The organism is Myxococcus sp. AM009, assembly GCF_013372605.1.
GTDB classification, from domain to species: domain Bacteria; phylum Myxococcota; class Myxococcia; order Myxococcales; family Myxococcaceae; genus Myxococcus; species Myxococcus vastator.
Genome location: NZ_JABXEP010000226.1, coordinates 1 through 8,852, shown reverse-complemented (window position 1 = coordinate 8,852; position 8,852 = coordinate 1). Strand labels below are relative to the sequence as shown.

Annotated in this window: 7 protein-coding genes and 1 pseudogene; 3 read left to right on the top strand and 5 right to left on the bottom strand. The window is 70.9% G+C overall.

Features of this window, described 5'->3' with window-relative positions; genetic code table 11:
- Positions 1 to 833, top strand: an 833-nt coding sequence (locus tag HV824_RS33095; RefSeq protein WP_176425042.1) for an FHA domain-containing protein, incomplete at its 5' end; no start/stop codon positions are given.
- An 18-nt stretch (positions 834 to 851) separates the two neighbouring features.
- Here HV824_RS33095 and HV824_RS33090 read toward each other — a convergent pair.
- Positions 852 to 2,561, bottom strand: coding sequence for a serine/threonine-protein kinase (locus tag HV824_RS33090; RefSeq protein ID WP_176420940.1), 1,710 nt, complete (start codon positions 2,559 to 2,561; stop codon positions 852 to 854).
- A 120-nt stretch (positions 2,562 to 2,681) separates the two neighbouring features.
- On the opposite strand from HV824_RS33090, the gene HV824_RS33085 reads away from it, so the two are divergent.
- Positions 2,682 to 3,449 carry an FHA domain-containing protein gene (locus HV824_RS33085; RefSeq protein ID WP_176420941.1) on the top strand — a complete coding sequence of 256 codons (768 nt, stop codon included), beginning with the start codon at positions 2,682 to 2,684 and terminating at the stop codon, positions 3,447 to 3,449.
- 53 nt (positions 3,450 to 3,502) lie between these two features.
- Here the strand turns inward: HV824_RS33085 and HV824_RS33080 are convergent, their stop codons facing one another.
- Complete coding sequence (locus HV824_RS33080; protein WP_163785741.1) at positions 3,503 to 3,865, bottom strand: TraR/DksA C4-type zinc finger protein; 363 nt, start codon at positions 3,863 to 3,865, stop codon at positions 3,503 to 3,505.
- A 100-nt stretch (positions 3,866 to 3,965) separates the two neighbouring features.
- Between HV824_RS33080 and HV824_RS33075 the strand changes: the two genes are divergently transcribed.
- Positions 3,966 to 4,847, top strand: coding sequence for a diadenylate cyclase (locus HV824_RS33075; RefSeq protein ID WP_176420942.1), 882 nt, complete (start codon positions 3,966 to 3,968; stop codon positions 4,845 to 4,847).
- Between the two features lie 8 nt (positions 4,848 to 4,855).
- Here the strand turns inward: HV824_RS33075 and HV824_RS33070 are convergent, their stop codons facing one another.
- The 3 genes and pseudogenes from HV824_RS33070 to HV824_RS33060 all read right to left on the bottom strand — a co-directional run.
- Entirely contained in the window at positions 4,856 to 5,413 is a 558-nt protein-coding gene (locus tag HV824_RS33070; protein ID WP_176420943.1) for a PspA/IM30 family protein, read from the bottom strand.
- A 16-nt stretch (positions 5,414 to 5,429) separates the two neighbouring features.
- Positions 5,430 to 7,712: a vWA domain-containing protein gene (locus tag HV824_RS33065; protein ID WP_176425041.1), complete on the bottom strand. Its 2,283-nt coding sequence runs from the start codon at positions 7,710 to 7,712 to the stop codon at positions 5,430 to 5,432.
- A gap of 49 nt (positions 7,713 to 7,761) precedes the next feature.
- Positions 7,762 to 8,852: pseudogene (locus tag HV824_RS33060) on the bottom strand (AAA family ATPase); the annotation flags it as partial.

Below are 8,852 nucleotides of genomic sequence, written 5' to 3'. Positions count from 1 at the left end.
CCGCAGGCCTGTCGGTGGAACGGCCACCTCCACAGCGAGCCCCCACGGCGCCCCCGGGCATCATGGCCCGCACGGGCGGCGCGGCTGGCCACGCCACCACCCGTCCGCCCCCGCCGGTTCCGGACAGCGCGATGCCTGGACGGGCCGGTGTGGCCACCGCCGCGCCGCGCGCGGCCCCGCCGGCCGCCTCCCGCTTCGGGCTCGCGGTCATCGCGGGCTCCGCGCGAGGGCAGCGCTACAAGCTGCCTGTCACCGGTTGCGTCGTGGGCCGCCAGCGCGGCGCCATCCTGTTCGCGGACGACGCCTTCGTGTCGCCTCTACACGCCACCTTCCTGGTGAAGGAGGGCTCGCTGTACGTGCGGGACGAATCCAGCGCCTCCGGCGTCTTCGTCACGGTGGGGGGCACGGAAGCCCTCACCCCACGCACCCTCTTCAGCGCGGGCCAGCGGCTGTTCCGCTTCACGGGCCGCCTGGAGCCCCAGCCCCCCGTGACGGGACGGCCCACCATCTACGGTGCCCCGGTGCCGCTGGGGCAGGCCGTCTACGGGGTGGAGGAGATGCTCGTCGGTGGCCGGGCGGGACGCGCGGTGATGACGGCGGCGCCGCTGCTCACCATTGGCCTGGCCCACTGTGACTTGAGCTTCCCCGGCGACGAGGGCCTCGCGGGGCGCCACTGCGAGCTGTCCCCCACGCCCACTGGCGCCCTGCTGAGGGACCTGTCCGGAGGCCTGGGCACCTATGTGCGCCTCGCGAGCGGCGTCGAACGCCCCTTGCGTCCGGGAGACCGCGTCCGCCTGGGACAGCATGTGCTCCAGGTGGAGACGCTGGGCTGACGTGGGGCAGGCCGCCCGTCAGGGCGACGTGGGCTGAGCCACGGTGCCGCCCAGGCGCTGCTCGATGAGGGCCCGCGCCTTGGAAGCCGGCTGCTCACGCAGGTGACGGTTCCACCAGCCCCGAGCCTCGTCCTGGTTCTGCCGGTGCCAGTAGACCTCGCCCAGCTTCAGGGCCAGCTCCGGGTCACCGCTGCGACCGAAGGCCTCGCGATACTTCGTCGCCGCCAGGCCCACGTCCGCGCGCTGCAGGGCCTTGTCGCCTTCGCGTGCCAACTCCTGCGCGCGCTCGACGTTGCGCGCGCCCGAGACAATGGCCCGGTCGTAGAGCGGCACGTCGGGGCTCGCGCCCACCGCGGAGTTGTTGGCGCCCGCGGGCACCGGCGCATTCGTGGGCAGCGCGTAGGGCAGGTCCTGCGCGCCCCCGCTGCCCGCGCCCATGAAGAAGTAGTAGGCGAAGAAGCCCAGCGCGGCGACCACCAGCAGGATGGTCAGCGACTTGAAGAAGAACGCCACCCCGCTGCCGCCGCCGGTACCCGGCTGCGTGTGGACCAGCGAGTCCGTCTGCTCACGCGTGGCGGCCATCGCGTCGGCGTTCGCGGGCAACGGCTCGAGCACCCCCGGCAGGGCGCGCACCGTGGCCTCCATGGTCACCTCGTTGCCCCACCCGGGCAGCGTGGCATCCCGGACGTCACTCTGCGGACTGGCGGCGGACTTGCGCGGCAACGGCGCCAGCACCGCGGACGAGTTGGCCGAGCGCCGCGGCGCCGAGTCCATCCGGCGGCGCTCCTTGTCCACGGCCTGCAGCTCGGCCTTGAAGGCCTCTGCGGTGGCGGGCCGGTCCGCCGGGTTCTTGGACAGCGCCCGGAGGATGAGCCGCTCCATGGCCGGGGAGATTCGCGCATCCGGCCGGCGGCGCGTGGGCGGCGGCGGCTCCTCGGTGAGGTGCTTGGTGGCGAAGCCCACCGCCGAGTCCGACTCGAAGGGCAGCAGCCCCGTCATCAACTGGTAGAGGATGACGCCCACCGCGTACAGGTCCGAGCGGTGGTCGAGCTGCGAGCCCCGCGCCTGCTCGGGCGACATGTATTCGGGGGTGCCGCACACGAAGCCCGCGCGGGTGAGCGCCGGGCCGTCGTCCGTGGAGTCGGTGATCTTCGCGATGCCGAAGTCCAGCACCTTGACGAAGTCGGGCTCGTTGCGCCGCGGCTCCACCATGATGTTCTCGGGCTTGAGGTCGCGGTGGATGACGCCGGCGCCGTGCGCGTCCGACAGCGCGCTCAGCACCTGGCTGACGATGCGCACCACGCGCCCCTCGTTCAGGGGCCACTCGCGGCTGAGGATCTGGTGCAGGTCCTGCCCCGCCACGTACTCCATGGCGATGAACAGGGCCCCATCCTCGGCCTGGCCGAAGTCGAGCACGCTGATGGAGTTGGGATGGTTGAGGCGGCTGGCGGCCTTGGCCTCGCGCTGGAAGCGCGCCACGGTGCGCTCGTCCGACAGGAGCGTGTGCCGCAGCACCTTCAGCACCACCACCTTGTCCAGGGAGAGCTGGCGGGCGCGGAACACCTTGCCCATGCCGCCCTCGCCAATGAGGGCTTCGACCCGGTATTTGGAGGCAATCGTCTTGCCGACGTACTCGTCCGAATCGGGCGTACGCACGAGGGTCGCGCCACAGGCGGGACAGAAACGGGAAGATTCTTGGGCGTCAGCGCCGCAGGAGGGGCAGTGCAAGGAAACGATCCCCAAAGGGGTGGGACACCGACTTCATCACGCCGCTTGGGTAGGGGGCAAGCCGCGAGCAACGCAAGGCGAGCAACCGAGCCCCGGCCCTGGTACAACCCCTAGCCCTCCATGGACGCGATGGAATACTGCCCCCGCTGTGACACCGAAAATCCTCGGGACGCCTCTGTCTGCCGGGCGTGTGGCTCGCCGCTGCGCTCCGGAACGATGGTGATGGCCGTCGCCAGCGTCGCCTCGCGCCCGCAGGTCTCCATCCGCGTGGTGCGCGCCGATGGCGGCCCCGAGTCCGTCGTCCGCATGCAGCGCGACACCCTCACCTGCGGTCAGCAGGCGGACATCTCGCTCACGGACGACCCCTTCATCATGCCGCTCCAGGTCCGGTTCTTCTTCTCCGGCATCCGCCTGGCCGTGGAGGACGTGGGCGGCGCCAACGGCGTCTTCGTCCGCCTGCGCCAGGAGCGAGAGCTGTCCCCCGGCGGCGAGCTGCGACTGGGACGCCAGCGGCTGGTGCTGGAGCCCATTCCCACCGCGACCACCGGACCGGGCGCGACCCAGGTCTGGGGCTCACCGGATCCCGGCTACCGGCTGCGGCTGGTGCAGCTGCTGGAGGGCGGCCTGCGCGGCGGCGCCTTCCCCCTGCGCGAGGGCGACAACCTCCTGGGCCGCGAGCAAGGCGACCTCACCTTCCCCACGGACGGCTTCGTGTCCGGGCGGCACGCCGTACTGCAGGTGCGGCAGGACCGGCTCCAGGTCCGGGACGTCGGTTCGTCCAACGGCACCTTCATCCGCCTGTCGGGCCCCACCTTCGTGGACAACGGGGACCACTTCCTCATCGGCCGTCAGCTGCTGCGCGTGGAAATCCAGGCGCCCGCGGCCTGAAATGCCAAGGGCCGCACGGGGCATCCCCCGCGCGGCCCTCACTGCCTCGGCGCTCAGCCGTAGGACTTCTCCTTCTTCTCCTGCTCTTCCTTGCAGCGGATGCAAAGCGTCGTCACCGGGCGCGCCTCCAGGCGCTTGGGCGAGATGTCCTCTTCGCACCGCTCGCAGATGCCGAAGGTGCCGTCCTCGATGCGGACCAGCGCCTTTTCGATCTTCTGCAGCAGGAACTTCTCCCGGTCCCGAAGGCGGAAGACCATTGACTGCGCATACTCGGAAGACGCCAGGTCGATCTCGTCGGGGAGGTCGTCCGTGTCGAAACTGGACTCCTCCACCAGGGTCTTCTTGGCGCTCTCGAGCAGGCTCGCCTTGCTGTCCTCGAGCATCTTCTTGTAACGCTTGAGATCTTTCTGGTTCACAGCCTTCGCTCCAGTTCAGCGAGGTTTTGGGGCCCTGCACCCCAAAAAAAGGGCCCGAAAGCTTTATTCATGCCGTCTTCGGTGTCAAGCTGACCTCGGTATGAGCGAGAACACGAAGTTCGATCGGGAGTTCCTGCGCTCGGCCCTCTCGTTGGCCGGCAAGAACGAAGTCGATCACTTCCTTTATATCTGCGACACGCCCATTCCCGCTGAAGAGTTTCGCGGCCGGCCTGCTCGCAAGAAGCTCGTCTACGCCGTCACGATGCCCAAGCTGGCGGAGGAGCACCTCGCCAAGAAGGTCCGCGCGCTCGTCATCCCCGCGTACGACTACTCCCGCACTGAGCGCGTAAAGGTGGCGCTCGTGTCCGCGCTGTCCCAGGGAGCGTTCAAGGAAGGCGACCTGGTCCTGTGCATGACGGGCAAGGTGGGCCGGGCGCCGGACACGCTGATGCAGATGCGCATCGGCGGCTCGCTCGATGACCGCGTCGCCATCGAAGGCGTGAAGCTGGGTGACGAGTTCAACTCCCAGGTGGTGGACGCCCTCATCCAGTTGGCGCTGCAGATTGGCCAGGAAGGCTTCGAGGGCCACCCCATTGGCACCATCATCACCATTGGCGCCCACAACACCGTGCTGGAGAAGAGCCGGCAGATGACCATCAACCCGTTCCAGGGGCTCTCCGAGGCGGAACGGAACGTGCTTGACCCGAAGATTCGCGAGGCCATCAAGAACTTCTCCGTGCTCGACGGCGCCTTCATCATCCGCGAGGACGGCGTCGTCCTGGCCGCGGGACGCTACCTGTCCGCGGCGGATGAGGCCGTGAAGATTCCGCTCGGCCTGGGCGCGCGGCACGCGGCCGCCGCGGGCATGACGTCCACCACGGGCTGCATCGCCCTCGTCGTCAGTCAGACGTCCGGCGCGGTCCGGCTCTTCAAGGGCGGCAACATCGTCCTGGAGCTGCACCAGACGGCGCGCCGCACCTGAAGCCGCGCTCAGTCCTCCTGCGACTTCTCCTCGCGGTAGATGTCCGCCAGCGCGTGCGCGCGCTCGATTTCATCCCGAGCCGCGTCCACCACCAGCGCCTGGTCGAAGCGGGCCACGCGCTCGCGCAGGGCATCGGTGACGAGCCCGCCCACGGTGAGCCGCGCGGACGCGCTCTCCCGCTCGCGGCGCAGCTCCACCACGCGGTCTCCCAGCTCGCTCGCGGCCTCCAGCAACAGCCGCCCGTCCGACTCCGCCCGCTCCAGCGCGTCTCGCGTACCGGCCAGGAGGTCCTCCGCCTGCGCCTGGTCCTTCTCCAGCACGCGCACCGCCGAAGCGTCACCGCGCTCCTTCGCGGTGGCCCGCCGCGAGGTGAGCTCCAGCAACCGGCGCGCATAGCGCTCCTCCGCGCGCACCAGGTCCGCCTTGAGCGCCAGCAGCGTGGCCGCGGACTTGCGGACCTCGGCGGCCTGGCGCTCCAGGTTCTCGATGAGCTGGTCGAAGGCAGCCAGCGGGTCCGCTGGGCGTGACGGCTCCTTCTTTCGTCTCCTCAGCAGACCGAAGAACATGGGCGTGGGGCGCAGCCTACCCGAAGGGCCGGCACAACAGCCGCACGCGCTGCAACGCCGCCTGCGTGGCCTGCCCACCCGCGGACAGCGCGGACAGGTAGCGTGCCGGGGTCAATCCGTACACACCCAGCAGGTGTTGAAGCAGCAGCAGGCTCTCCGCCGCGCGCCGGTCCGCGGGGGCCAGCGAGGCAGCCTCCACCAGTGCGCCCAGGATGTCCGTCACGCGGTGCGCGAGGTCGGCCCCGGGCGGCGCGGCCCCGGGGGGCAGCGTGGGCTGCTCCGGGAAGAGCGCATCGAACGAAGCGTCCACCGCCACGGCCTGTGGCGCGGCCCGCCCGGCGGCGACAGCCTCCAGCGCCTCCAGGTGCGGCGTGAGCTGCTCCAGCGCATCGCCGCACGCCGGCACGTCACGCGGCAGCAACGTGCGCCAGGGCGTGTCGAACTCCGTGCGCGCCCACAGAATCTCCTCGTCGGAGAGGTGGTGGTAGAAGGCGCGGCCTCCGGCGGCCCGCTGCTCACGCACGAGGAGGCGCAGGTCCAGGTTCTCCTCGCCCAGCGACACGAAGCTCAACGCGATGTCCAGCGCGTCCATGGGCGCGCGCGTGCGGCGGATGAGCTCCAGGTCCACGCGGTCCTCGCCGTCGGTGATGAGCACCACGGTGGCCCGAGCGAGGTACGGGTCCCTCCCCTGCGCGGCACGGATGGAGTCGAACGCGGACATCAGCGCGAGCGTGATGTCCGTCTGCCCCTCCGCGGGTGAGTCGCGGAAGAGCTTCTCCAGCTGCCGGGTGGCCTCCAGCGCGGAGTCCACGCGCGCCAGCTCGGTGGGCACGTCGTTGAAGAAGCTGAAGTACAGCGGGTCGAAGTGCTCGCCCCGGCGGGCCTTGACGCGCAGGTTGTTGAGCTCCGCGATGACAATGGCATCCCGGAAACGGGCTCGCGCGCCGTGCATGGAGCCCGACGCGTCGCAGACGTAGACCCGCACCGCGGTGCGCTTCACCTTCCGAGGGCGCGGAGGCGGCTCGTCGTCCAGATACGCGCGCACCAACTGGTGACTGGCGGCCAGGTCGCGCAGCAGCATCCGCGGGTCCGTCAGGACGAAGTTGTGCACCTCATGGAGGCTGCCCGTCGTCTCGTACGTCATCGTCTGCGTCGGGTACGGGACGCGCCGGGGCACCGCCCGCGCGGTGCGCGTATCCGCCAGGACGATTTCCTCCGACAGCGAATCCTCGACGTCGAAGTAGCGGGCACAGCCCGCCGCCAGCTCGAACGTGGAGAGCTGCTCGGGCTTCAGTGAGAAGGCCAGGTCCGTCAGCAGCTCATCGGCCTTGGGCGGGCCAGGGACTTCGTCAGGCGCGGTGGGCGCCTCGCCGAACCAGTGCGACAGGCCATCGAGCTCCGCGCGCTCCATCAGCGACGACAGCTGAGGGGGGGCCGGCAACAGCGGCGTCAGCGCCGCACGCGCCGCGTCCGCCAGCGCCGCGTCCCCCGCCTCCAAGGCCCGCTCGTAGAGCCCCTTCAGCGAGCGGTAGGCCACCTGGGGCTCGCGCCGGGCCGTGTGGCGCACGTGCCGCAGCAACTCATCCATGGAGCGAACGGCCGGAACGGCCCGCACCCGCTCGCGGGCCTCGGCCACCTGACGCCGCAGCACCATGCCCCGCTCGCGGTCGTGGTCCGCGCCCAGGCGGATGAGCAGCTCGTGCGCCAGGTCCAGGTCCCTGCGCTTCTGCATGACGTCGGTGGCGTTGGCCCGGGCCCGCTCCGCGAAGAACTCCGCCACGGCCAGGCGAGCACTGGAGGGCACCTGCCGCGAGGGGCGCCCATCGGCGCGCCCGTAGATTTCCAGCGCCGCGTCGTCGTCCTCCGGCTCCGAAGAGGGAGGACGGGCAAAGAGGTCCGCCACCTTCACCACGCGCGCCAGTTGGACGAAGCCCTTCTCCAGCACCGCGACCGCGCCGGGAAGTGGCGCACCCGTGCGCCAGGCCCGCTCCACCAGCGGAAGGCACTGCTCCACCTCCGCGAGCGCTTGATGGGCCCTGTCGAGCAGCCCCTGCGCCAATGCCCCCGCCCTGCCCTTGCGCAGGCCCAGCTCCTTGAGGAGCCGCGCGTCCGCCGACGTGTGCACGCCGACCCGGTCCAGGTCCCGGTCCAGCGCGGCCAGCACCGGCAGCGCGACATCCTCGGGCCCGCGAGCACGGCGCCCCAGCAACGCCCACGTCCGCCAGTCGCCGCGAGCGGGCGCGGGCTGGTGGAGCGCGTCCAGCCTCCGCCGGAGGTCCGCGAGGCGCCGGGCCAACATGCTCAGCGTCCCCTCTCCGCTTCAACCTGTCGTCCTCGGCAAGGCCGGCTCATGGCGAGGACCGCCGAGCCAGCACCTGCCGGCTGAAGCGCCCGAAGTCCTCGTCGATGCCGCGCAGCTGTCCCTCCAGCTTTCGAGCCCCCTCCCCCAGGTCACCGGGCATGGTGCCCAGGAGCGCGAGGACACCCCGCAGGCGAACCAGCTCGCCTTCCTTCAACGCGAGCATCGGGAAACGGCTGCGCACCAGCCGGTCCACGGTGCGCTCGGCATCCGCGCGCTCCGTCATGGATTCGGGCGAGGGAAGCGACGTGAGCAGCTGGGTCAGCCAGCTCCGCAGGTATTTGACGCGCGTCTGGACGAACCCGAGCTCCGCCTGGGCCACCGCCGACCGCACGGCCTCCGACAGGAAGCCGGGCGCGGCGCCGCCATGGTTCGCGGCCAGCTGTCCATCCAGCCCCAGCAGCGCGGACAACTCTCCATCAGGCGCCTTCGCCGCGAAGTCGCCCCGGTAGAAGACGTAGGCGTCCCCGTTGAGCACCGACGTGGACGCGGGCGGCGGGCCGGGCACCTCGCGCGTGAGGAGCTGGGCATGCTCGCGCAGCCGGGACTCGATGACCTCGCGACACTCGGAGAACACCGCGTCGAGGGACACCCCCTCGCGCCGGAGGTTCTCCGCCACCGACTGCACCGCGCGCCCGTATTGCTCGATGCGTTCGAAGGGCGTGGAGGACAGCACCTCCCGGGCGTAGGCGATGCCCAGCGGGAGCAGCAGCTCCTGCTTGAGGCCCTGTTGCGTCGGGTCCAGAACCGCCAGGGCGTTCTCCAGCTGCGTCAGGCGGCGTGAATCTCCCGCCAGCGCTTCGAGCGGCTCCCGACGTCCCCGGGCCAGGTTGCCCTGGAACGAGAACACCGCACGCCGGCGCAGCGCGGACACGACCCGGCGCCGGACCTCCGCCTCGGCCGCGCGCAGGCGCTCCAGCGCGGCGGGTGCGCCGTCCGACAGCTGTCCCGCCAGCTCCCCCGTCTGGGAAAGCTCATCCTCCAGGTTGTCCGCCAGCCCGACCAGGCCCTCCAGCTTGAGCCCGTCCTCGAAGTCCACGCTCTCCGCGGACAGGGCAATCATCTCCAGGGCGCCGTCCA

Coding starts and splice junctions, on each gene's coding strand:
- HV824_RS33065 (WP_176425041.1), bottom strand. CDS start 7,712: ATGTTGGCCCGGCGCCTCGCGGACCTCCGGCGGAGGCTGGACGCGCTC.
- HV824_RS33070 (WP_176420943.1), bottom strand. CDS start 5,413: ATGTTCTTCGGTCTGCTGAGGAGACGAAAGAAGGAGCCGTCACGCCCA.
- HV824_RS33075 (WP_176420942.1), top strand. CDS start 3,966: ATGAGCGAGAACACGAAGTTCGATCGGGAGTTCCTGCGCTCGGCCCTC.
- HV824_RS33085 (WP_176420941.1), top strand. CDS start 2,682: ATGGACGCGATGGAATACTGCCCCCGCTGTGACACCGAAAATCCTCGG.